The organism is Acinetobacter tandoii DSM 14970 = CIP 107469 (assembly GCF_000400735.1).
GTDB classification, from domain to species: Bacteria; Pseudomonadota; Gammaproteobacteria; order Pseudomonadales; family Moraxellaceae; genus Acinetobacter; species Acinetobacter tandoii.
In genome coordinates, this window is record NZ_KE007371.1 from 176,140 (window position 1) to 199,931 (window position 23,792).

A 23,792-nucleotide genomic window follows, 5' to 3' on the forward strand; every position below is an offset into this window, starting at 1 on the left:
TTTAGAGTTTCTCCATCAAGTCAGTCATCAACGTTTCCATATGGGTATAACGAGAACCTTTAAACAGGAAACTCATCGACTGGGGTTGATGTGTTTCGACTAAACTAATTAAAAACGGTAAGGCTTGTTCTTGATTCAAGAAAGCCTGTAATTTTTTACCATATTGAGTACTGCGCGCACCTTCTTGCGTTGCAGGGGAGAATTCACCGACCGCCACCACGAAATTAATGCCTTTGATCGAGACCAAATCACGCCCCAGCATATAGTGTTGCTGTGCCGCACTTTGACCCAGCTCACCAATGTCTCCAATGACCATCACACGGACACCGTCTTGCTGTGCAAGCACTTCACCCGCAGCACGCATGGAAGTTGGATTGGCATTATAAGTATCATCAATGAACAGATAAGGGGCTTTCTGAATAAAGTTCAGACGACCTTTGGCACCTTTTGCCTGCTCTAGACCAAGTACAATATCATCTAGGTCAATGCCGATCGCCAGTGCAAAAGCAACAGCAGCTGTGGCATTCTGCACATTATGCTCACCTGCAAAGGGTAAATTTACAGTTCGCTCACCTTGCGGGGTATGCAAGGTAAAACTTGCCGATTGCGGTTGTAACTGCACATCTGAAGCATAGACATCGCCACCCTGACCAAAACTCAAGACTTGATCTGTGTGTACCACTTGGCGAATTTGATCGGTAAAATCATCTGCTGCAGGAACTATCGCGGTCCCCGTCGGAGCGATATGCGCATAAATTTCAGATTTGGCACGACAAATCCCGTCACGACCGCCAAACTCACCCAAGTGCGCTGTTCCGATATTCAGAATACCTGCTACATGGGGTTGAACCAATTGTGAAGTGTAATCAATTTCACCCTGATGACTGGCGCCCAACTCCATAACCGCATAACGATGCTCTGCGCGTAACTCTAACAACATCATCGGAACACCCAAATCATTGTTCAAATTACCGCGCGTAATCAGGGTCGGTTCAAGACGCGACAAAATACTACCGAGCATTTCTTTGGTGGTGGTTTTACCACTACTGCCTGTCAAAGCAATCACTTTTAAGTCTTGCTGCTGCGAACGTCGATAAGCCCCCAAATGCCCTAAAGCCAAACGCGTATCAGGCACGACCAACTGACAAATATCAGCATCTACAGGATGACTGACAATTGCCACCTCGCAGCCCTGCTGCACAACTTTCACAACAAAATCATGTGCATCAAAACGCTCACCTTTGAGCGCTAAAAATGCATCACCGTGTTCCGCATGACGTGAATCAGTCAAAATTCGTTTAATTTCACCACTTGGCTGCCGATCATGCAACCAATAGCCTTGAGTTGCTTCTAGTAATTCTGTCGCAGTCCAAGGTTCTAAAGGAACCGTACTGGTGGTTGAAGTATGCATCTTAATTTCCTATTGCGCGGGATATGCTGAATTTGTGGCGAGCTGTTGTGCATCAATCGCCGCCTGTACTTCAACCACATCATCAAACCAGTGACGAACACCTTCAATTTCTTGATAGTTCTCGTGCCCTTTGCCCGCGATTACGACAATATCACCTGCTTGTGCAGTTTTTACCGCAAATTTAATTGCTTCACGACGGTCATGTATCTCATGTACCACATGGCCAGAGAAATCAATACCTGCCTTCATATCGGCAAAAATCTGTTCAGGATTTTCCGTCCGTGGGTTATCTAAGGTTAACAGCACCACATCTGCACCATTTAAAGCTGCTTGAGTCATCAGTGGGCGTTTCCCCCGATCTCGATCACCACCACAGCCAAACACCGCCCATAAATTCTGCTCTACATGACGTTTTAGAGTAGTTAAGACTTGTACCAAGGCATCTGGTGTATGTGCATAATCCACTAAAAACAAGCGCGCATTATCACGAATCACCTGCATGCGTCCCGGTGCACCTTTGAGCTGAGGGACTGTTGCAATCAACTGCGCCAAATCAAAGCCTGCTTGTTGCGCCACAATCAAACTTGCCACTAAATTTTCGATATTAAAATGTCCAAGCAGTGGGCTTTGTACTATGAACTGGCCTTGAGTGGTCATCAAACTAAAGTGCGCGCCAGACAAACTATATTCAATATCTTGAACTTGATAATCTGCGGCTTGCGTCATGGAATACGTCAAAATCTGCGGTTTTGCTGGATTAGCTTGTGCTGCGGCGAGCATGATAGGCGCATATTCATCATCAAGATTAATGACGGCTACTTTTAATGAGGTGAATTGGAATAGTCGAGCCTTCGCCTCAGCATAGGCCTCGAGCGTACCGTGATAATCCAAATGATCACGACTTAAATTGCTATACGCTGCTATTTCAATTGCGCAACCCGTTAAACGACCTTGCTCTAAACCATGCGAACTTGCTTCAATCGAAGCAAATTTTGCACCTTGTTTCGCATAACCATGCAAAGCATTTTGCAACTGCAAGGCATCCAAGGTGGTATGTGAAGAGCTTTCCAGATGTGGAAGTATGCCATTGCCTGTAGTACCCATCACTGCGCAAGGTTGTCCTTGCAACATCAACAATTCTGCAACCAAACGTGAAATTGTCGTTTTGCCATTTGTACCTGTCACAGCCAAAATCTGTAGTGCTGCGGTTGGCGATACCGCTTGCAAATATTGTTTTTGCCATGTGCCCATTAAATGACGCACATCAGGCACCACTAAACTTGGAGAAAGCCCCAGCTCAGTTTCACTAATAATAGCCACAGCACCTTTGTCCAATGCTGCTTGAGCAAATTGCACAGTTTTCTCAGGCTGGCTCAAGCTATTAAGGGCAATAAAAATTTGCCCTGCTTGCACATAACGGCTGTCTAAACAAAAGCCTTGAAAAGGTTGATTCATCCATCCAGCGATCTGATCAGAAGGATGCAGTTCTTGAAATGTAATTGACATTTAGCACCTATTACTGGATTTTTGGTGTGTCTAAAGGCTTATCTAAAGGCACATTCATTAAACGGAGTGACTCTTGCATCACTCGAGCAAAGACAGGCGCAGCAACTAAGCCACCATAATATTGACCTTGCGGATTTTCCACGACCACAAAAATCGCGAGACGTGGATCACTCACAGGCGCAACCCCTGAAAATAATGCACGATATTCTTTTTCCGAATAACCTTTACGGTCCGCACGTAATTTATGTGCAGTCCCTGTTTTACCCGCTACACGATAACCCGGTATATTGGCTTGACGTGCTGTACCACCTGGTAGCGTCACCGCTTCCATCATCAACAACACTTGATCGGCAATTTTCGGATCAATCATTTGTTGACCTTTAGGCGGTTCTTCTAGCTTATACAGACTCAGAGGAACTTTTACCCCATGATTGGCTAACATGGCATACGCATCGACCATTTGCAGTACAGTTGCGTTAATCCCATAACCATACGCCATGGTCGCAACCTCAGATACATTCCACTTGCTTGGTGGAAGCACCATACCTGAACTTTCACCCGGAAATTTGACTGCTGAACGCTGACCAAAACCCACTCGCTTTAAAAAAGTTGGTAAAGTTGCATAAGGTAAAGATAAGGCAATTTTCGCCACACCTACGTTAGACGATTTCTGAATAATCCCTGCCAAAGTCAGTTGTCCGTAGTTATGAGTATCACGAATAGTATGGTTACCTACTCGCATAGACCCTGGTGATGTGTTCACTACGGTTGTTGGCATGTATTTCCCTGTTTCCAATGCCATAGCCACTGTTAATGGTTTCATGGTTGAACCTGGTTCAAACATATCTGTTGCACCACGGTTACGCATGGCATCCTTGTTTGCCAAACCATTTTTATCATTTGGGTTATATGATGGCCAACTGGTCATCGCCAAAATTTCACCCGTTTTTACATCTACAGCAATTGCTGATGCCGAACGTGCATTGTTCGCCACACCCGCGGCAGTCAGTTCACGGTATAAAATATATTGCAGGCGTGAATCGATACTCAGGGTAATATTTTCCCCTGACTCCACCTCTTTCACGATCTCTGGGTCTTTTACACGGTTTCCTTTCTTATCACGTACCACTTGCTGCTCGCCATCCACACCCGCAAGGCGTTTGTTGAGCTGCATTTCCAAACCTTCAATACCCACGCCTTCACTATTGGTCAGGCCGATAATTTGTGCATTCGGCTGTGGCTGCGGATAATATCGCTTATAATTTTTTTCGGTATAGACGCCTTGGAATTCGTGCTTTTCAATCAACTCAGCCTGCTGTGGCGGAATTTCTTTTTGTAGCACTAGATAGCGAGAGCGAGGACGTTCATATAGTTTTTTCTTAAGCTCTGCCCGATCCATCCCAACAGCATCAGCCAACTCATCCAGATTAAGGTTCTTTTCTGGCAATTGGCGCTTTAATTTTCGGTTATGCGGATCTTTCGCCAATTCAGCAGTAATGTCATCAAATAATTTTTTATTATCAAAATAGTCACGTGGATCAATCACGACTTTCATTACAGGGGTACTGATTGCCAAAGGCACACCATGACGATCATAAATCACGCCACGCATTGCTTTGAGTTTTTCAGTCCGTAAAATATTGGCATTGGCTTTATTTTGTAAAAAGTCACGGTTAATCACTTGCACATAGAATGCACGACCGACCAATGCCAAAAAGCACAGTAACACCACGGCCCACATCAGATAAAAACGCCACATCTCTACACTAATGGCATTTTTACCCGTAATTGACTGCTGTTTTTTACGTGGTTGCTTAGTCTGCTTGTCTACCATATACAGCTAGCCTTATTTATTTTCATCTGAAGTCATTGGTAAAGAAATCACAACCGTTTGTGCGGCAGGCGGAGAATACATACGTAACTGAGTCACTGCACGAGTTCCAATTTGTGCGGTTGCACCAAAGGTCTGCTGCTCAATTAACAATCGCCCCCACTCGGCATTTAAGTCATCGCGCTCGCGCATAAATGAACTTAACTCACGATAGTCATGTCGATATTCAAATACCTGAAAGACCACCATAATTGCACTAATGAAAACCAAAATTAACAGGCAAGCATAAGTGATATATTTTTTCGTCCGAAATTTTTCCGCTTTCTTTTCGACTGCTTCAGTTTTCATTGTTTGCCTTTTAAACTAAGCGTTCCGCAACACGAAGCCAAGCACTTCGTGAACGTGGATTGGCTTTCACTTCTTCTTCACTCGCACGCACACGTGCAATTTTTTTCAAACGACGGGTATCTTGCTGTTGTTGTGGTAGACCCCATCCTGTGTCTTCTGCCAAAGTCGATTCTTTTTGAATAAATTGTTTAATCAGTCGATCTTCTAGGGAATGGAAACTAATGACTGCTAAACGACCTTCTGGTTTTAACACCTCAACCGCTTGAGGTAGGAAAGCTTCAATATCTTCTAATTCTTTATTAATCGCAATACGTATTGCCTGAAATGTACGCGTTGCAGCATGTTTATTTTTTTCCCACTTTGGATGTGCAACTTTTACAATTTCTGCTAACTGACGCGTGGTGTCAATTTGACCTGCTGCTTTAATTGCTTTGGCAATGCGACGGCTATAACGTTCTTCACCATATTGAAAAATCACATTCGCTAAAGCTTCTTCCTCAATCTGCATCAGCCATTCTGCCGCAGTCGGTCCTTGCGAGTTATCCATACGCATGTCCAAAGGACCATCCTGCATAAAGCTAAAACCACGTTCAGCCTGATCAAGTTGCGGTGAAGACACGCCTAAATCCGCCATGACGCCGTCGACATGTTCTAAACCCAATGCAGCCAATTCTTGTTTTAAGTCTGCAAAACTAGCATGAATAATGTGAAAACGAGAATCTTCTGCTGCCAATTCAGCCGCCACTGCAAGCGCTTGTGGATCTTTGTCGAAAGCATAAACTTTCGCATTAGCGTCGAGTTTTGAAAGCAATAATCGGGTATGTCCCCCTCGACCAAAGGTGCCATCGACGTAAATTCCTGTATTTCGGCCTGCCAATAAGGCATCCACAGTTTCATGAAGTAATACAGAAATATGAGACATAACAGTGCAATCAAAGTACCAAAAATTTAACTGCACATTATTACCTTGTTTTAGTAAAGCTCCAAACGTCTTTTTGTAGGGAAATATTACTTTCTATAGAGAAAACCGTTTCTATTGTATTCACCAAGCAAAAAAAGCCTCTGGTCGAGACTTTTTTATACAGTTTTAAGCTATCTTAATTGTTTTGATTATAAATCTGATCAAAGATCGCACCATTTACAAAATGTGTTTGTTGCGCTTTTGCCCAACCACCAAACACATCACCAATCGTGAATAATTTGATTTTTGGAAATTGGGCTGCATACTTGGCTGCTGCCTGTGCATTGCGTGGACGGAAATAGTATTTTGCTGCTAAATCTTGCCCCTTCGGGGAATACAAATAATTTAAATACCCCTTGGCTAAGTTGCGATTGCCATCTTTATCAACGGTTCGATCAACAATCGCGACTGAAGGTTCCGCCAAAATAGAAATCGAAGGATAAACGATTTCAAACTCGCCTTTACCCAAACCTTTCGTTGCCAACAAAGCTTCGTTTTCCCAAGACAGCAACACATCACCTATGCCACGTTCAGCAAAGGTGGTTAAAGAACCTCGCGCGCCTGAATCTAAGACTTTGACATTGTGATACAGGTTTTTGACCAACTCACGTGCTTTGGCATCATTGCCTCCAGGTTGTTTCAAGGCATAACCCCATGCCGCCAAATAAATCCAACGTGGTGCTCCTCCTGTTTTTGGGTTAGGCGTAATAATTTCTACGCCCGGCTTTACCAAATCATTCCAGTCTTTAATATGCTTAGGATTGCCCTTACGCACCAAAAAAACGACAGTTGAAGTATAGGGAGCCGAATTGTTTGGAAATTCTTTTTGCCAATTTTTATCGATATAACCCACCTTCACAATTTCATCGATATCATTGGCCAAGGCCAAAGTTACGACATCGGCTTCTAAACCTGTTGCCACAGCGCGTGCCTGCTTGCCAGAGCCCCCATGAGATTGTTTAAATTCAATGTCCTGACCCGTGTGCTGCTTCCAGTATTGACCAAATTCCTTGTTGTACTCTTGATAAAATTCGCGGGTCGGATCATAAGATACATTCAAGAAACTTTTTGCTGCAAAGACGTGCCCCGAAACGCCAGCTAAAAACGCAATTCCTAATGCAAAGAGAGATTTATTCATTTTTGGACTCTAATGACTGTTTTTTGCACTATATTTTTAATAAACAGTTTTCACAATCATGTGGCTATAAGCATTTATTCATAGTTTTTCTAATTTTCAGATATACCAAATGTTGCAATATATACAAAGAAAGATGCTGAAATCATTTCATGAAATGGTCTAAAATTTGTCACAATATTACAATCTTCATGATGTCTTCATATTTATTTGTTAAAACAGCAAGACATCGACATTACTGTAACAATGATGCGTAGAATCGCTTAGATTTTCTTATCTTTTTGTAAAAAGTGTGACGTAAGTCTACTTTTTGTTTCTAAAGATGTTTAAATTGTAGCTATAGTATGTAGAACACTATTTTATAAAAAAGTTCTCAACATATTGAGTTAAAGGGGAATTCGAGATGAACTTACACTATTTTCAAGCTATTTGCCTCAGTCTTGGCTTAGGTCTGATGGCACAGACTGGTCATACGGCTGCCATTAAAGCAACCATGAATAAAAGCGTTGCCTCTGAAAAAGTCTCTTTGATTGAGAAAGCTCTCAATCAGCAAAAGCAAGGTGACAATTATTTGCAGACAGACAATAACTTGAAGATGTTGACCGCAATTAAAGTTGCACCTACACAAAGTTTCTTTGCTACACAGAACGAACGCTTCTCTCGTTTCTTACAATCAATTTTCCCGCAAAATAATTCCTAATCTGAACTACCAATTTTCCCCCTTAAAAATTGGTGTAAAGCTCAATCACAAATGTTGAATTTAGCATTAAGTGATTGGGCTTTTTCGTTATAATAGCCTCAGTTTATCTTTTGAAAATATTGTTATGACTATTCGTACCCGTATTGCTCCCTCCCCTACAGGGTTTCCTCATGTAGGAACTGCCTACATCGCATTATTTAACATGTGTTTTGCTAAAAAACACGGCGGCGAATTTATCTTACGTATTGAAGATACCGACCAACTTCGCTCAACGCCTGAATCTGAAAAAATGATTTTAGATTCTTTACGCTGGTTAGGTTTGAATTGGTCTGAGGGACCAGACGTGGGCGGACCTCACGCACCTTATCGCCAATCGGAGCGTATGCATATCTACAAACAATATGCTTTAGATTTGATTGAAAAAGGTCATGCCTTCTACTGCTTCGCCACGGCTGAAGAACTAGATCAAATGCGTGAAGAACAACAAGCACGCGGCGAAACACAAAAATATGATGGCCGTGGCTTAAAACTCACCCAAGAAGAAGTGCAACGTCGCCTTGCAGCGGGTGAACCACACGTAATTCGTATGAAAGTACCTGAAGAAGGCGTGTGTAAAATTAATGACTTATTGCGCGGTGAGGTCGAAATTCCTTGGGCGCAAGTCGACATGCAAGTGTTATTAAAAACCGACGGCTTGCCAACTTATCACTTGGCAAACGTGGTTGATGATCACTTAATGGAAATCACCCATGTGCTTCGTGGTGAAGAATGGTTGCCATCTGCACCAAAACATCAGTTACTTTACCAATATTTTGGTTGGGAAATGCCAACTCTGTGCCACATGCCATTGTTGCGTAACCCAGACAAATCAAAACTGTCTAAACGTAAAAACCCAACCTCAATCAATTACTACCGTGACATCGGTGTATTGCCTGAAGCACTCTTGAACTACTTAGGTCGTATGGGCTGGTCAATGCCTGACGAACGTGAAGTCTTTACCTTAAATGACATGGTTGAACACTTTGATGTGAAACGTGTGTCTTTAGGTGGTCCAATTTTTGATGTGGAAAAACTTAATTGGCTGAATGGTCAATGGATTAAATCCCTCACTCCTGGTCAGTTACTCGATCGTCTGTTGAGCTGGAAAAGTGACCGCAATACCTTAGAAGATATTGCAGCTGCAATTCAACCACGTATTCACTTGCTCTCTGAAGCTGTGAATTGGGCAGGTTTCTATTTCAATCATATGCCTCAAATTAGCAAAGAACAGTTTGAAAGCAAAAAATTGACTGAAGAACAAGTGCGTCAAAGTTTACAGTTTGCCATTTGGCGTTTAGAAAGCCAGTTCACATGGAATAATGACACGGTGAGTCAAATCCTGATGGATTTAGCCAACCAGATGAACATTAAACTCCGTGACTTCATGCCGACTTTCTTTATTGCGATTGCAGGTTCAACTTCTTCGACTCCAGTCATGCAATCGATGGTGACTTTAGGTCCAGACTTGACCTTCGCTCGTTTACGTCATGCACTAGAAATTGTGGGTGCACCGAGCAAAAAAGAAGCAAAAGTATGGGAAAAACTGAATGAAAGCCTGAAATTGCCGAAAAATGATGCAATTGAACAAGCCTAATTAAATTAGCTGTTGACGTGTGAGCAGAATATCCCTAATATTGCGCTCACACAGACTGGGGTCATAGCTCAGTTGGTAGAGCGCTACAATGGCATTGTAGAGGTCAGCGGTTCGATCCCGCTTGACTCCACCAAAAATCGTTTTACCTGTGTTGCCTCATAAGTCCCTATCGTCTAGAGGCCTAGGACATCGCCCTTTCACGGCGGTAACCGGGGTTCGAATCCCCGTAGGGACGCCAAATTCAAAAAAGCCACTGTTCAACAGTGGCTTTTTTATTGCCTCAACACAACATAAAATTGCCTGAATTATTTTGGCTATGTGCAACATTCCGCTAAAATAAACCCAGATAAAAATGATGGAGCTGAAATGCAATACCGTTGCCCAAAATGCCAAAGTCCGAAGATTATGCCTGTTGCCCAAGCCAATGCACCTGCGGCACGTCCAGTTGTCCCTAAAAGTTTAGTATTTCTTGTTCCTTCCATTTTTGTCTTGTTGCTTTTGGTATTAATCAGCATCGCTATGTGGTTATTTGGTGATGGTGCAGGCTCAACCCTGCAAATTGCAACGGTTGTGGTATTTGTGATCTGTGCCGTTGCAGGTTTTCTATTTTATCGTGATTTACCTGATTTTAAAATTTCAATGCAAGCCTTCATGCAGTCACAGAAAAAATGGAAATGCCGCGAATGCGAGCATGAGTGGGAAATCTAACTATTCATCCACAGCACTTCACATCAGCTTAATGCTGATGTGAAGGATCCTCTACTTCGTGTTCCGTGTGAACATGCTCATGCGACTGATGCGTGTGTGGCTGGCTGTGTGCATGTGCCAGACATTCATCATCTTCAATCTGTAAGGTCATTTCGGCAATGCCATGTTGCTGATGCAGCATCGCGGAAGCTACCTGATACAACTGCTTTTGATCGGCTTGTGGGGCGTAAAGGTGTACAGTGAGATGAATATTTTTAGAACTAATGGCCCAGACCTTGAGTTGATGGATACTTTCAACGTTAGGCAATTGCAGTAAATCTTGGCGTAATTGCTCTATGTCAATTTCTTCGGGTACCCCTTCCAATAAAATATTAATGCTCTGTTTAAGTAAAATCCATGTCCGTGGCAGGACCCAAAAACCAATCAAGACCGCAATCAGCGTATCCACCCAATACCATTGGGTAAAATAAATCACAATTGCCCCGATAATCACGCCGACTGAACCTAAGGCATCACTCAAAACCTCTAAATAAGCGCCTTTCACATTCAGACTTTCCTGCGCACTAGAAAACAAGATGCGCATGGAAATTAAATTAATGATCAAACCAATGACGGCCACGACCAGCATCCCCATACTTTGAATTTCTGGAGGATGACTAAAACGCTGATAGGCTTCGTATAAAATATACATGGCAACCAGAAACAACATCAGCGCATTAAATAAAGCTGCTAAAATTTCGAAACGCTGATAACCAAAGGTCCGTTTGTTATCTGCAGGCAATTTGCCAATTTTAATAGCAACCAAAGCAATCGCGAGTGCTGCTGCATCGGTAAACATATGTGCCGCATCCGAGAGCAATGCCAGACTCTGCGTGATAAAACCCGCAATGACTTCGATAATTAAAAAAATACTGGTCAGCGCTAAAGCAAAACTTAACTTCTTTGCATTTTTTTCAGTCACGGTTGCATGTGTATGATCATGCCCATGCGATCCACTCATATTGTTGCCTCTATTCATTCTTATTTCAGTCAACGTGGCCAGCTTCGACCTACACCCTCTATTTTACTTTGCAAAATACATGAAAATAATTATCATTTGCATATTTAATTTATTGGCTACAACTTCATTCATCTTCTCGCATCATTTTTGAAATTGGAATTCTGTTATGAAAAAAATTGTTATTCTTTCTACGGTAATGCTGAGCAGCTATAGTTTTGCACATGAACCTTATGTCGCTCCATTGGCCTTTGTCACAGATAACACCCAAATTCCTATTATTGCAGCTTATGCAGAGCAAGCCCTACATGCAGAATATGCAGTCCAAGATCCACAATTTACCATTATTCAACCCAACCAAAAGCAAGCCACCTTACAGCCCACAACGACCTTAAAATCTGCCACCATCTTTGATTTACCTCTACCCGAAAAAGGCACCTATACAGTTTTTGCCAAAACCAGTTACCCGATCCAATATGTTCAGCATAATAAACAATGGAAAATTTTAGCCGATGCTACAACAGATCAAGTCCCGCCTTTAAGTGAGCGTGATTATGTGATTGCTAGCGACTTTAAGGGCAAATTACCCAAAAAAGTAGACACCGTTCGTGAATGGACCTTGCAGACTTATATCAGTAAACAATCGACTTCTGCGATTGCTGCGAGTTCAGCACCGATTCAAGTCAATTTTTCTACCCATCCAAATCAACTCATCGCGCAGCAAACGGTTCAGCTCCAAATTCATAAAGCCAACAAACCTTTAGCTCAGGCTGAGTTAGTGGTTCGTGCTCAAGGCACAACTGAAGCTCAAGCACTCAATATTCCTGTACAAAATAATGGCAGTGCCAATATTAATTTTTCCACATGCAGGAAATTACTTGATCGAAGTGTCTGAAAAATTCGATAACAAAACGACTCCGAAAAATCAGTACGCCACGATTATCAGTGTGCATGTTGCTCAAGCAAATTCTTAAGACTCAACAATGCCTTGATTCAAAAAGAATCAAGGCATCTTTCATTTAAGGTGCTTTGGTTTCATGCATCCAACGATACAAAATTGGCAAGAGCACCAAGGTCAGCATCGTCGAAGATAAAATTCCACCAATCACGACTGTTGCTAAAGGCCGTTGTACTTCCGCCCCTGTTCCTGTCGCCAAAGCCATGGGAATGAACCCCAATGAAGCAACACAAGCCGTCATCAACACGGGGCGTAAACGCAAAATTGCACCTTGCCATGTAGCAGGGTAAATATCTAAATGCTGTCGTAGCTCTTTAATAAAGGTCAGCATGACCAGACCATTCAAGACGGCAACACCTGATAAAGCAATAAAACCTACACCTGCTGACATTGAAAGTGGAATATCACGTAACCATAAAGCAATCAAACCACCGCACAGCGAAAATGGCACCCCAGTAAACACCAACAAGCTCTCTTTGATGTTATGAAACACGGCCATGAGTAGAATAAAAATTGCAATTAAGGCCAGCGGTACCACCCAGAGCATACGGTTTTTAGCCGAGATTAAATTTTCAAACTGTCCACCATAATCCAACCAATAACCTTCAGGTAAAGGCTGCTCTGCCAGCGTCGTTTGCAGCTCCTGTACAAATGAACCCAAATCACGCCCTTCGACATTGGCGGTCACCACCATACGGCGTTTACCATCTTCACGACTCACTTGATTGATGCCCAAAATGGTTTCGACTTTAGCCACGTCTTGTAGTTGAATGAGTCCTCCATTTGCGGTTTGTAGCGGTAATACGGCTAAATGTTCAGGCGTTCGCTGTTGATCGTCTAAACGAATGACAAAATCAAAGCGTCGATCACCTTGTAGAATTTGTCCAATATTTTGACCACCCACACTGGTCGCCACCAAATCTTGAATCGCTTTGACCGACAAACCATATTGCGCCGCTAAGGCTGGGTTCACCTCTACATTCAATAAAGGAAGACCACTAGTTTGCTCAACATTGACCGCCGTTGCGCCCGAAATCCGCTGAATTTTTTCTGCAATCTGCGTCGCCTGCTGATTCAGCACCTGCATATCATCGCCAAAAATCTTGACCCCAACATCACTGCGTACACCTGAAATCAGCTCATTAAAACGCAGTTCAATCGGTTGAGAAAACTCGCTGTTATTGCCTGGTAAAGGCGCCAGAAAAGCGATCATTCGTTGACGTAACCCATCGAGGCTTTCTTTGGCGTCTGGCCATTGCTCCCGTGGCTTTAACAATACAATCGCATCGGAAATATTGGGGGGCATCACATCTGTTGCGACCTCTGCGGTTCCCGTACGCGCAAAAATTGCCTTAATCTCTGGAAATTCTTTTAACAGTAGCTTTTCAGTATTTTCCTGCATACGCAAAGACTGTTCTAGACCTGTACTGGGTGAACGCATTTGTTGTACCGCAAAATCCCCTTCACTCAATTGCGGTGCGAACTCGCTCCCGACCTGTGTGGCAAGTACACCTGTAAAAAATAAAATACACAAGGCAAGGGTCAGCACCAAAGCTTTGAATTCATACGCCCAATTCAGTAATCGTGTGTACTGCTGCTTGAGCCAGAGCATCCAGCGACTTTCCTTTTCCTTGATCTCTCCTGTAACCCATAATGCTACTGCGGCAGGAACAAAACTGATCGAGAGAAGAATAGCACCTATCAGGGCTAACACCACCGTCATTGCCATGGGGTGAAACAGTTTGGCTTCTACCCCAGACAGCGCAAAGATCGGGAAATACACCACCAAAATAATCAGTTGCCCAAAAATTAATGGTCGTCGTGCCTGTTTCGCTGCTAAAAACACTTCTCGGAAACGTTCAGAACGGGTGAGTAAACGTCGATGTCGATGCTGGGCTTCTGCTAATCTGCGAATACAGTTTTCCACAATCACCACAGCACCATCTACGATGATGCCGAAATCCAGTGCACCTAAACTCATCAAATTGGCACTAATGTTCTGTTGAGCCATTCCTGTTAAAGTAAATAGCATCGAAAGTGGAATCACACAGGCGGTGATCAATGCAGCGCGGAAATTCCCCAGAAATAAAAACAGAATCACAATAACCAGTATTGCACCTTCGACCAAATTTTTCTGTACGGTGCGTATCGCACGATCGACTAGACTGGTACGGTCATAGACGGTTTCAATGACCACACCTTGAGGTAAAGACTGTTGAACCTGTTTCAATTTGGCATCTACAGCTTGGGCGACGGTGCGGCTATTTTCGCCCATCATCATCATGGCGATGCCCAATACAGTTTCTTCTCCGTTATAGGTTGCTGCACCTGTACGTAAATCATGCCCAATGGACACTGTTGCAACATCAGCCACTCGAATTGGAAAACCATTTTTATTGCTAATGCTGACATTTTGAATCGCTTTGATATCAGTGAGTGTACCTGGCACCCGTACCGTAAGCTGCTGCCCATTCTGTTCAATAAAACCCGCACCACGGTTTTCATTATTTTCAGTCAGCGCAGTTTGTAACTCACTGAGTGGAATTTGCAATTGCTGTAAGCGTTGCAAATCTGGAGTGACCACATAGGTTTTGTTATACCCACCAATTGAGTTGACCTCCGCAACACCTGCGACACGTTGCAATTGTGGACGAACAATCCAGTCCTGAATTTCACGTAAATCCATCGCACTATACGCTGTACCGTCTGCCTTACGCGCATTCGGTTCCGCCTTAATTACCCATTGATAAATTTCCCCCAATCCAGTGGAAATAGGTGACATGGTCGGAATAATGGCTTCAGGAAGTTCTGCCTGTGCTTCTTGTAGACGCTGATTAATCAACTGCCTTGCCCAGTAAATATCGGTGCCATCCTGAAAAATAATGGTGACCTGAGACAAACCATAACGTGAAATGGAACGGGTTTGCTGTAACTCAGGCAAACCTGCCATGGCATTTTCTATGGGATAGGTAATTCGTTGTTCGACCTCTAATGCGGTAAAACCTGTGGCTTGGGTATTAATTTGCACCTGCGTATTGGTAATATCGGGCACAGCATCAATTGGCAATTGTTGATAGCTGTAAATCCCAACCCCAATCCAAGTCAATACAAAGAGCATGACCCAAATGGCATTGCGAATAGAAAACTGGATAATACGGTCAAACCATCCTTCTGGCGGAGGTAAACCGTCTGAAGTAAGCTGTGCCGTTTCAACCTCTGGCGGAAGCGGTGGTTTAGTGTGCATGGCTCGCCTCTCCTTTTTCTAATTCAGACTTGAGTAAGAAACTGCCTTGTGCTGCGTATTGTTGCCCCTTATTTAAACCAGATTGCACTTCTATCCATTGACCATCACTAGAGCGAGCGCCTAAAGTCACAGCTTGAGGCATAAATTCAAGCTTTTGTTCATGCTGCGTTGCCACAAACACCGCATCTTTCCCTTCCACTTGCTGTACCGCACTAGCAAGAATACGTAATCCCTGCTGCACTTGTTGCTGTTGTAACTGCACATTCACCATTAAATTTGGACGTAATTCTGCTGCATTGGACAAGACTTTTGCACGGACTTGTAGACGCCCCGTTTGCGCATCAGCTTGACTATTTAAGCTTTGAATTTGTGCCTTAAATACATTTCCCGTTTGTAAGGATTTAAACTCAATATTTTGATTTGGCACAATGGTGGCAAATTCACTGCTCGGTGCAATAAATTCCAACCATAATTGATCCAACTGGTCAATCACAAACAATTGATCTGCCAATTGGACGTTCTCCCCCACCACCAGATCTTTCTGACTGATCATTCCTGCGATGGGTGCCTTGAGTACATAACGCCCTTGGCTATTTAACTGAGCACCAAAAGCAGATAAACGAGAGCGTGTTGCCTTAACTTGAATCTGCGCTTGTTGATAGGCGTTATAGGCACGTTGATAATCCTGCTTGGCAGAAATACCTTCTGACCATAACTTTTTCTCGCGCTCGTAGTCTTGACGTGCCAATTCCAAATTGGCTTGTTCCACTTGTAAACTGGCTTGCTGATCCACCAGATCTGGCACCAATAAACTGGCGAGTGCTTGTCCTTTCGCTACCTGCTGCCCCAATTCGACATAGACGGCTTCGACATGCCCAGCAAATGCAGGTGCTACATGTGCTTGGTAGTCAGTATTTACCACCAACTTGGCAGGATAGGCTGCCGATTTCACGACAGGACCCAACTCTGCAACAGCCAGTTGAATCCCTTGTTCAGTCACCTGTTTAGCCGTTAAAGCAATTGCTGCATCATGTGCCTCCGTTTCTTCATGACCTTTTTCATCTGCATGTTCTTCTGCCTCCCCGTGTCCGTGCTCATCTTCCTTCGTAGATGACTTTTGCGTAAAGAACAACACAGCTATGGACACCACTGCCGTAATCATAATGACCAATATGATTAACAGTTTTTGGGAGATTTTTCCCTGTTGATTCAATCTCTTATTTTTAAAATTCAACATGTTAATTTCCCCCACCAATATCTGATAATGCCTGTGTGTCTTGCCACAGGCTTTGATTTAATTGTGCAATCGCATCTTTGTTCATGACCTGACTAGGATCAATGCCTAAACTAAGGCTTTCTGCTGCAAGGGCACACTGCCAAGCATCTTTCAACAACTGAACTTTACGCATACGAACTTCTTGCAACTGCAAAGTGGCTTGCTGCACATCCAAAAGTGCAAATTTACCGACCTTAAACCCTTGCAACGTCTTTTGTTGAACCGTTTGAGCCAAAGGCAATTGCGTCTGTTGCAACACCTTAAACTGCACTTCTAGACCTTGTAATTCCGTCAGTAAACTCCCAACCTGCAAGGCATTTTGCTTAAGATAAAATTCCTGTTGCTGCTCTAGCTGAGTTTGCTGCGCCTGTGCGATTTCCTTGCCATATTGCTGACGGTCAAAGAGATTTAAAGGAATTGAAACACCGACCACTAATGCATTGTCCGCATTCGTTTCTACTGATCGACTGCGATTCACACCCACATTCACAGTAGGGCTAGGACGTGCTTGGGCTTTCAATTGCTCAATTTTGGCATGTGAATCAAGCAACAATAATTGTCGATTTTTTTCCATTAAATTGGCGGCTAAATGCTGCTGGACTTGCTGAGCTGTCGTTGTAGGCCATAAGTGTGACGGATTCAGAGCAACAGCCACCGACTGATCCCGCTCTCCCCAAGCACTTGATAAATACTGTTTTGCCAGTTGGACTTGTAAATCAGCCTGTCGGAATAAACGTAAACTTTCAGCATGACTTAATCGAGCACGATCAACATCAACCAGCGCTACACTCCCTGCCTGATAACGCTTTGTAATGGCATTCAGATTTTCTTCACTCACCTGTAATTGCTCTTGCACCACCTGACGTTCCAATTCGTAGATCGCCAGTTGTGACCACAAGTATTTAACAGCTAACTCTAACTGCGCTAGGTAGATCTGCTGTTTCAGTCCGATTTGCTGTTCGGCAATTTTCGCGCGTTTTTGATTCGCCTTGCGTTCGCCAAAAATATCCAGACGCTGAGAAAGACCCAATGCCAGTTCCCGATCTTGATCAGAATTAAAGCCCGTTTGCTCTATGGACAACTCTGGATTTATCCACAGCTTTGCCTGTTTTATGTGCGCAGTCGCAATTTGTTGTTGCGTTTTCCACACACCTTGAGCCTGTTGATAATCTGTTGAACGTTGAATAGCTTGTGACAAAGTGAGTGATTGTGGCTGCTCGCCTGCCCATACAGGCGAACTGCAAAGTGCTACGCTCAGTACCAAGCCTATTGCACGCATAGACACACGGATAGGATCGAAATCTGGAACTTTCGAAGTTTTAAAAGACATGTTGATGCCCCACTAAAGTTAAAAATTAGTGGTGGGCAATATTTTCGGCTACCCCACCTATAGCGGGGTTAAAACAGGAGGTGGGTTGGTAAGGAATAAATGGGGCGATTGATACAGATTTTGCCAGTTAAACTGAACCTGAACCAATTTGGGAATAAAGACAGGAGATAAAGCTGAATGCTGTGCTTCTGTCAGCATGATATGTGCAAAAGAAGGTAGATGATCACTATGATCATCTTGTGTAAAGTCAGCTAAATCGAAGGAAGATGTAGGCTGTGTCGTACTTTTCTTTGCCATTCCATGCGATTTTGACTCGCAACTTGCAGTAACATGATGTCCAAAATGTGGCATCATACTCACGCTCTTTGACTCTTCATGCACACAAAATGCCGCTGCCACGTTCCAAAGACTTTGAAACATGAACAAACTCAGCAATAAGGTGATAAAAACATGAGAGCGTTTCACAAGATAAAATACGATCATTACAACTTGCCGACACTATAGCAGCTTCATGGATGTAATAAAATTACACCACTAATATTCATCATGCTCTTCACAGCACACACCAATAAAAACCATTTTGTTACAATAATTTAATATATCTGAGTGCCAAAACGTTTAAATTAAATAATGACCACTAATGTTGTCAGTAACAAGGAGGCGAAGATGAATATGGAATACCTCAAAACAGTATGGACACTGTTATTTCACACTCCCTATCACGACTTGGTAACACCTGTATTTGATCATTCAGGTGAATACGAATATCAACGTGGACTGCATTTTGAGCAACTGGCATTATGTGAACATTACCATGTGTTCATGCAAAAAAATGTCTTGCAAATGGCAGCCCCTGTACAGATCGACCACAGCCCAATGTCGTCCAGTAACAGCCGTAATGCGATGTGGTATTTTCTCCGCTCTGCTTTACGCGGTCACCCGGAAGCTGAATTTAAAATGGGGATTGGCTATTTAAATGGTCAACTGGGTTTAGATCGTAATTATGATAAAGCCGAGCAGTGGTTAAAAAAAGCCGCACAAGATGGTCATCCTGACGCGAAACGCTGTTTGTATGATGCCTATAGTGAATTGGCTTTTTCTTAAAACACATGCATAAAAAAACCAGCCCGAAGGCTGGTTTTTATTGGTTAGAATTAACCACCAATCTTTTTGTATTTGGTACGTTTTTGTACCGCATCTTCACCTAAACGAGCTAAGCGGTATGCTTCATACTCAGCATAGTTACCTTCATAGAACTCAGGCTGTTCATTTTCAAATGACAAAATGTGCGTTGCAATACGGTCAAGGAACCAACGGTCATGCGATACCACCATTACCGTACCCGGGAACACAAGAATTGCATCCTCAAGCGCACGTAAAGTTTCGATATCCAAATCGTTCGATGGTTCATCTAGTAAGATTACGTTAGCACCCATTTGCAGGATTTTCGCCAGTTGTAAACGGTTACGCTCACCACCCGACAATTCACCTACACGTTTTTGCTGATCTTGGCCTTTAAAGTTAAAACGACCAATATAAGCACGTGATGCAATTTCGTATTCGCCAATTCTTAAGATATCCAAACCGCCAGAAACTTCTTCCCAAACAGTTTTGTTGTTATCCAAAGTATCACGGATCTGACCTACATAAGCGACTTTAACCGATTCACCTAAAGTCACAGTACCCGTATCAGGCTGCTGTTCGCCTGTCATCATACGGAATAGTGTGGTTTTACCTGCACCGTTTGGACCCACAATACCCACAATTGCAGTTGGCGGTACAGTAAAGCTTAAGTTTTCGTACAACAAACGACCATCAAATGATTTGCTGATGCCTTCTACTTCAACCACTTTATTACCTAGGCGTGGACCAGGTGGAATATAGATTTCTGAAGTTTCGTTACGTTGTTGGAACTCACGCGAGTTAAGTTCTTCAAAGCGCTCCATACGTGCTTTGTTTTTCTTTTGCTGACCTTTGGCATTTGAACGAACCCATTCAAGTTCTTTTTTCAATGCTTTCGCAAAAGATTCTTCTTGTTTCTGTTCTTGCTCTAGACGCGCATTCTTTTGCTCTAACCATGCAGAATAGTTGCCTTGATATGGAATACCCATTCCACGGTCAAGTTCAAGAATCCATTCAGCGACGTTGTCCAAGAAGTAACGGTCATGCGTAATCGCCACAATCGTACCTGGGAAGTCTTTCAAGAAACGTTCTAACCAAGATACTGACTCTGCATCCAAATGGTTCGTCGGTTCGTCGAGAAGCAACATGTCTGGCTTAGATAAAAGCAAACGACATAGTGCAACACGACGACGCTCACCACCTGAAAGCAATGTTACATCTGCATCCCAAGCTGGAAGGTTCAAGGCTGCTGCTGCTTGATCCATTTGGTTGCTGAGGTTGTGCGCATCCCATGAATGGATAATGGCTTCTAATTTTTCTTGCTCTTTTGCAAGCTTATCGAAGTCTGCATCTTCAGCTGCATATTCAGCAAATACTTCATCCAAACGCGCCAAGGCATCCAATGGTTCACGTAAACCATCTTCAACGTTGCCACGTACATCTTTATTTGGATCGAGCGGTGGTTCTTGCTCTAAATAACCGATTTTGATACCCGGTTGAGCACGCGCTTCACCAGAGAAATCTTTGTCTACGCCCGCCATAATACGAAGCAAGGTCGATTTACCTGCACCGTTTAAACCAAGTACACCAATTTTTGCACCTGGGAAAAATGACAAAGAGATGTCTTTTAAGATTTCGCGCTTAGGCGGAACCATTTTAGACACTCGGTTCATCGTATAAATATATTGGGCCACGTAGGACTCCTCAATAGAAAAACCAAAAAATCGCCAGAAGCGAAAAATATTTGCGGGCATTATACGATGAATACGTTGAAAAAATAAGGCATCAAACCGATCTTCAATGCAATGTTACAACTTTGATCACGCTGATTTTTTAAACACTGCCTTTATCCCACTCTGCTATAGATAAACAACGACTTAAAGCTCATCTTTATGAATTTTTTAGATAAATATTCATTATTTTCACGCTTTCCATCATATTCATTAATGATAGACTGTGCAAAATTTAACTCACATAGATGAAGTTCATGACCTATAAAGACGAAACTTTAGCCATTCATGCAGGTTATAGCCCTGAAGCCACTACTAAAGCTGTGGCCGTACCCATTTATCAAACGACTTCTTATGCCTTTGATAATACACAACATGGTGCAGATTTATTTGACCTTAAAGTCCAAGGCAATATTTACACCCGAATTATGAATCCAACCACGGCAGTGCTGGAACAGCGTTTGGCCGCACTCGAAGGTGGTATTGGTGCATTGGCGTTAGCTTCTGGCATGGCTGCCATTACCTATGCGATACAAACCATTACCGAAGCGGGGGACAATATCGCCTCAGTTTCTACCCTCTATGGCGGTACTTATAACCTGTTTGCGCATACCTTGCCGAAACAAGGCATCGAAGTCCGTTTCTTTGATTATCAAAACCCAGAAGCTTTACGCGGTTTAATTGATGAAAAAACCAAACTGGTCTTTGTTGAATCGATTGGTAATCCACTGGGCAATATTATTGACCTAGAAGCCATTGCCAACATCGCACATGAATATGGTGTGCCTGTTGTTGTCGATAATACCGTTGCAACTCCTGCACTGCTAAAACCATTTGAATATGGGGCAGATATTGTGATTCATTCACTCACCAAATATATTGGCGGGCATGGCAACTCGATTGGCGGTGCAATTGTCGACAGTGGCAAGTTCCCTTGGGGTAAATATCCTGAACGCTTTAAAGTGCTGAATACGCCAGATCCAAGTTATCACGGCGTGAACTATGTCGAAGCTTTAGGTGAAGCCGCTTATATCGCTCGTGCGCGTGTGGTACCACTACGCAATACAGGTGCCGCCATCAGTCCACTCAGTGTGTTTTTGATTCTACAAGGCTTAGAAACGCTGAACCTACGTATGGAACGTCATACCTACAATGCACAGAAAGTGGCAGAATATTTGCAGAATCATCCAAAAGTGAAATGGGTCAACTATGCAGGCTTGAAAGATCATCCTCAACACGGCTTGGCGCAAAAATATGTCAAAGGTCAGCCCTCTGCGATTTTATCCTTTGGGGTACAAGATGGCCGTGAAGGTGGGACGCGTTTTATTGATGCACTACAACTCTTCACACGCTTAGTCAATATTGGTGATGCCAAAAGCTTAGCCTGCCATCCTGCAACGACCACACATCGTCAACTCAATGAAGATGAACTAAAAGCGGCAGGTGTCAGTCTCGATATGGTTCGTTTATCTGTTGGGATTGAGCATATTGATGATCTACTTGCCGATCTAGAACAAGCATTGGCAAAAGTCTAAATAACCGATCAAGACCTCAAAAGAGGTCTTGATTTTTCAGCATTATCTCTTGGAATTTAAATAAAATCGTGCTAAAAACTAACAAAACATAACTTCACAATAGAGCAATTACTCTAATTTTATTTGTAAATTCAAAGACTTATTTATAGCTTTTTTTAGTATATTCGCTATCATTATGCGTGTGAGTTTTAGTCAACTCATGGAATAATGTGAACTAAGTTCTCCAATAAAATAAAGACAATTTAGGATTTAAGTGAACTAAATTCTAATCAGGGAAACACAGCGTGAAAGCAAAATTAGAGAAACAATTTCGGGACCGTATTCACGGTAAAATCGTCCTTATTACTGGCGCATCTAGTGGCATTGGTTTAACCACAGCACATCGTCTTGCCGATGCAGGCGCACATGTGCTATTGGTTTCGCGAACCAAAGAAACCCTAGATGAAGTCAAAGCAGAAATTGAAGCCAAAGGCGGTAAAGCCTCAGTCTTCCCATGTGATTTAAATGACATGGAAGCAATTGATGCGGTCTCTAAAGATATCTTAGCGTCTGTCGATCATATTGATATTTTGATTAACAACGCAGGTCGTTCTATTCGTCGTGCAGTGCACGAATCACTCGACCGTTTCCATGATTTTGAACGCACCATGCAATTGAATTATTTCGGTGCAGTCCGTTTGGTGCTGAATTTATTACCGCACATGATGGAGCGCAAAGGCGGTCAGATCATTAATATCAGCTCGATTGGTGTATTGGCCAATGCGACTCGCTTCTCGGCTTATGTCGCTTCTAAAGCAGCACTAGACGCATTTAGCCGCTGTCTGTCTGCAGAAGCACATGCACATAAAATTGCCATTACCTCAATTTATATGCCATTGGTTCGCACGCCGATGATTGCACCAACCAAAATTTATAAATATGTGCCTACGCTGTCTCCTGAACAAGCCGCTGACCTAATTGCTTATGCAATTGTGAAGCGTCCAAAGAAAATTGCCACAAATCTTGGTCGTTTAGCATCCATTACTTATGCCGTCGCACCAGACATCAACAACATGTTTATGTCGATTGGCTACAACCTGTTCCCAAGCTCTTCTGCTTCTGTGGGCAAACAAGAACGCCTCAATTGGGTACAAAAAGCGTATGCTCGCCTGTTCCCAGGTGAACATTGGTAAGCCCTTGCAATACGAACGAGCCAGTCTATAGACTGGCTTTTTTATGCTATTAACATTCTTAACTTTTTTAATTTTAGATTTTAAAGAAGCATCTCTCAGGTTTCTACAGTAGAGAAAATAACGCGCAAGCTGGGTCATTTGGGCATTATGCTGATCTTATGTGGCTTGATTGTGCCAATCGTTAATTCGTAAAAA

At 43.0% G+C, this 23,792-nt stretch carries 18 protein-coding genes, 2 tRNA genes and 1 pseudogene; 9 read left to right on the forward strand and 12 right to left on the reverse strand.

Annotated features, from left to right (window positions below):
- Window position 1 precedes the first annotated feature (1 nt).
- The 6 genes from I593_RS16520 to I593_RS16545 all read right to left on the reverse strand — a co-directional run bounded on the left by I593_RS16520 (window position 2) and on the right by I593_RS16545 (window position 7,195).
- Window positions 2-1,411 (reverse strand): UDP-N-acetylmuramoyl-tripeptide--D-alanyl-D-alanine ligase, encoded by a 1,410-nt coding sequence (locus tag I593_RS16520; RefSeq protein WP_016168713.1) that lies wholly within the window; start codon window positions 1,409-1,411, stop codon window positions 2-4.
- A 9-nt stretch (window positions 1,412-1,420) separates the two neighbouring features.
- On the reverse strand, window positions 1,421-2,917 hold the full coding sequence (locus I593_RS16525; protein WP_016168714.1) for a UDP-N-acetylmuramoyl-L-alanyl-D-glutamate--2,6-diaminopimelate ligase: 1,497 nt from the start codon (window positions 2,915-2,917) through the stop codon (window positions 1,421-1,423).
- A 10-nt stretch (window positions 2,918-2,927) separates the two neighbouring features.
- Window positions 2,928-4,751: a penicillin-binding protein PBP3 gene (gene ftsI / locus I593_RS16530; RefSeq protein ID WP_016168715.1), complete on the reverse strand. Its 1,824-nt coding sequence runs from the start codon at window positions 4,749-4,751 to the stop codon at window positions 2,928-2,930.
- 12 nt (window positions 4,752-4,763) lie between these two features.
- Complete coding sequence (gene ftsL / locus I593_RS16535) at window positions 4,764-5,096, reverse strand: cell division protein FtsL (protein WP_016168716.1); 333 nt, start codon at window positions 5,094-5,096, stop codon at window positions 4,764-4,766.
- 10 nt (window positions 5,097-5,106) lie between these two features.
- Window positions 5,107-6,018: a 16S rRNA (cytosine(1402)-N(4))-methyltransferase RsmH gene (rsmH, locus tag I593_RS16540; RefSeq protein ID WP_016168717.1), complete on the reverse strand. Its 912-nt coding sequence runs from the start codon at window positions 6,016-6,018 to the stop codon at window positions 5,107-5,109.
- A gap of 175 nt (window positions 6,019-6,193) precedes the next feature.
- The gene (locus I593_RS16545; RefSeq protein ID WP_016168718.1) at window positions 6,194-7,195 is read right to left on the reverse strand and encodes a sulfate ABC transporter substrate-binding protein; all 1,002 of its coding nucleotides are present in this window, start codon (window positions 7,193-7,195) and stop codon (window positions 6,194-6,196) included.
- Between the two features lie 400 nt (window positions 7,196-7,595).
- Between I593_RS16545 and I593_RS16550 the strand changes: the two genes are divergently transcribed.
- The 5 genes from I593_RS16550 to I593_RS16570 all read left to right on the forward strand — a co-directional run bounded on the left by I593_RS16550 (window position 7,596) and on the right by I593_RS16570 (window position 10,233).
- Complete coding sequence (locus I593_RS16550) at window positions 7,596-7,892, forward strand: hypothetical protein (protein ID WP_016168719.1); 297 nt, start codon at window positions 7,596-7,598, stop codon at window positions 7,890-7,892.
- Between the two features lie 124 nt (window positions 7,893-8,016).
- Window positions 8,017-9,525 (forward strand): glutamate--tRNA ligase, encoded by a 1,509-nt coding sequence (gene gltX / locus I593_RS16555; RefSeq protein ID WP_026440944.1) that lies wholly within the window; start codon window positions 8,017-8,019, stop codon window positions 9,523-9,525.
- A gap of 57 nt (window positions 9,526-9,582) precedes the next feature.
- A tRNA-Ala gene (locus tag I593_RS16560) sits at window positions 9,583-9,658 on the forward strand.
- 29 nt (window positions 9,659-9,687) lie between these two features.
- Window positions 9,688-9,763, forward strand: a tRNA-Glu gene (locus I593_RS16565).
- A 128-nt stretch (window positions 9,764-9,891) separates the two neighbouring features.
- Complete coding sequence (locus I593_RS16570; protein ID WP_016168721.1) at window positions 9,892-10,233, forward strand: hypothetical protein; 342 nt, start codon at window positions 9,892-9,894, stop codon at window positions 10,231-10,233.
- A 28-nt stretch (window positions 10,234-10,261) separates the two neighbouring features.
- Here the strand turns inward: I593_RS16570 and I593_RS16575 are convergent, their stop codons facing one another.
- On the reverse strand, window positions 10,262-11,233 hold the full coding sequence (locus I593_RS16575; protein ID WP_016168722.1) for a cation diffusion facilitator family transporter: 972 nt from the start codon (window positions 11,231-11,233) through the stop codon (window positions 10,262-10,264).
- 166 nt (window positions 11,234-11,399) lie between these two features.
- On the opposite strand from I593_RS16575, the pseudogene I593_RS16580 reads away from it, so the two are divergent.
- Window positions 11,400-12,204, forward strand: a pseudogene (locus I593_RS16580) (DUF4198 domain-containing protein).
- A gap of 45 nt (window positions 12,205-12,249) precedes the next feature.
- Here I593_RS16580 and I593_RS16585 read toward each other — a convergent pair.
- The 4 genes from I593_RS16585 to I593_RS16600 all read right to left on the reverse strand — a co-directional run bounded on the left by I593_RS16585 (window position 12,250) and on the right by I593_RS16600 (window position 18,458).
- The gene (locus tag I593_RS16585; RefSeq protein ID WP_016168724.1) at window positions 12,250-15,432 is read right to left on the reverse strand and encodes an efflux RND transporter permease subunit; all 3,183 of its coding nucleotides are present in this window, start codon (window positions 15,430-15,432) and stop codon (window positions 12,250-12,252) included.
- Complete coding sequence (locus tag I593_RS16590) at window positions 15,422-16,669, reverse strand: efflux RND transporter periplasmic adaptor subunit (RefSeq protein WP_016168725.1); 1,248 nt, start codon at window positions 16,667-16,669, stop codon at window positions 15,422-15,424. The genes I593_RS16585 and I593_RS16590 overlap by 11 nt, the downstream gene beginning before the upstream one ends.
- Window position 16,670: 1 nt before the next feature.
- Entirely contained in the window at window positions 16,671-17,987 is a 1,317-nt protein-coding gene (locus tag I593_RS16595; protein ID WP_409360597.1) for a TolC family protein, read from the reverse strand.
- Window positions 17,988-18,095: 108 nt separating this feature from the next.
- Window positions 18,096-18,458 carry a cation efflux protein, CzcI-like gene (locus tag I593_RS16600; protein WP_016168727.1) on the reverse strand — a complete coding sequence of 121 codons (363 nt, stop codon included), beginning with the start codon at window positions 18,456-18,458 and terminating at the stop codon, window positions 18,096-18,098.
- 246 nt (window positions 18,459-18,704) lie between these two features.
- Between I593_RS16600 and I593_RS16605 the strand changes: the two genes are divergently transcribed.
- Complete coding sequence (locus I593_RS16605; RefSeq protein ID WP_016168728.1) at window positions 18,705-19,142, forward strand: tetratricopeptide repeat protein; 438 nt, start codon at window positions 18,705-18,707, stop codon at window positions 19,140-19,142.
- A gap of 50 nt (window positions 19,143-19,192) precedes the next feature.
- Here the strand turns inward: I593_RS16605 and ettA are convergent, their stop codons facing one another.
- Window positions 19,193-20,854, reverse strand: a complete 1,662-nt coding sequence (gene ettA, locus I593_RS16610; protein ID WP_016168729.1) for an energy-dependent translational throttle protein EttA — start codon at window positions 20,852-20,854, stop codon at window positions 19,193-19,195.
- 293 nt (window positions 20,855-21,147) lie between these two features.
- Here ettA and I593_RS16615 point away from each other — a divergent pair, with 293 nt between their 5' ends.
- Window positions 21,148-22,425, forward strand: coding sequence for an O-acetylhomoserine aminocarboxypropyltransferase/cysteine synthase family protein (locus I593_RS16615; protein WP_016168730.1), 1,278 nt, complete (start codon window positions 21,148-21,150; stop codon window positions 22,423-22,425).
- Window positions 22,426-22,709: 284 nt separating this feature from the next.
- Complete coding sequence (locus I593_RS16620; RefSeq protein WP_016168731.1) at window positions 22,710-23,597, forward strand: SDR family NAD(P)-dependent oxidoreductase; 888 nt, start codon at window positions 22,710-22,712, stop codon at window positions 23,595-23,597.
- Window positions 23,598-23,792: the final 195 nt, after the last annotated feature.

Bases quoted from the DNA above. Each gene is read 5' to 3' on its own strand.
- I593_RS16520 (WP_016168713.1), bottom strand. From the start codon at position 1,411: ATGCATACTTCAACCACCAGTACGGTTCCTTTAGAACCTTGGACTGCG.
- I593_RS16525 (WP_016168714.1), bottom strand. From the start codon at position 2,917: ATGTCAATTACATTTCAAGAACTGCATCCTTCTGATCAGATCGCTGGA.
- ftsI (WP_016168715.1), bottom strand. From the start codon at position 4,751: ATGGTAGACAAGCAGACTAAGCAACCACGTAAAAAACAGCAGTCAATT.
- ftsL (WP_016168716.1), bottom strand. From the start codon at position 5,096: ATGAAAACTGAAGCAGTCGAAAAGAAAGCGGAAAAATTTCGGACGAAA.
- rsmH (WP_016168717.1), bottom strand. From the start codon at position 6,018: ATGTCTCATATTTCTGTATTACTTCATGAAACTGTGGATGCCTTATTG.
- I593_RS16545 (WP_016168718.1), bottom strand. From the start codon at position 7,195: ATGAATAAATCTCTCTTTGCATTAGGAATTGCGTTTTTAGCTGGCGTT.
- I593_RS16550 (WP_016168719.1), top strand. From the start codon at position 7,596: ATGAACTTACACTATTTTCAAGCTATTTGCCTCAGTCTTGGCTTAGGT.
- gltX (WP_026440944.1), top strand. From the start codon at position 8,017: ATGACTATTCGTACCCGTATTGCTCCCTCCCCTACAGGGTTTCCTCAT.
- I593_RS16570 (WP_016168721.1), top strand. From the start codon at position 9,892: ATGCAATACCGTTGCCCAAAATGCCAAAGTCCGAAGATTATGCCTGTT.
- I593_RS16575 (WP_016168722.1), bottom strand. From the start codon at position 11,233: ATGAGTGGATCGCATGGGCATGATCATACACATGCAACCGTGACTGAA.
- I593_RS16585 (WP_016168724.1), bottom strand. From the start codon at position 15,432: ATGCACACTAAACCACCGCTTCCGCCAGAGGTTGAAACGGCACAGCTT.
- I593_RS16590 (WP_016168725.1), bottom strand. From the start codon at position 16,669: ATGTTGAATTTTAAAAATAAGAGATTGAATCAACAGGGAAAAATCTCC.
- I593_RS16595 (WP_409360597.1), bottom strand. From the start codon at position 17,987: ATGCGTGCAATAGGCTTGGTACTGAGCGTAGCACTTTGCAGTTCGCCT.
- I593_RS16600 (WP_016168727.1), bottom strand. From the start codon at position 18,458: ATGTTTCAAAGTCTTTGGAACGTGGCAGCGGCATTTTGTGTGCATGAA.
- I593_RS16605 (WP_016168728.1), top strand. From the start codon at position 18,705: ATGAATATGGAATACCTCAAAACAGTATGGACACTGTTATTTCACACT.
- I593_RS16615 (WP_016168730.1), top strand. From the start codon at position 21,148: ATGACCTATAAAGACGAAACTTTAGCCATTCATGCAGGTTATAGCCCT.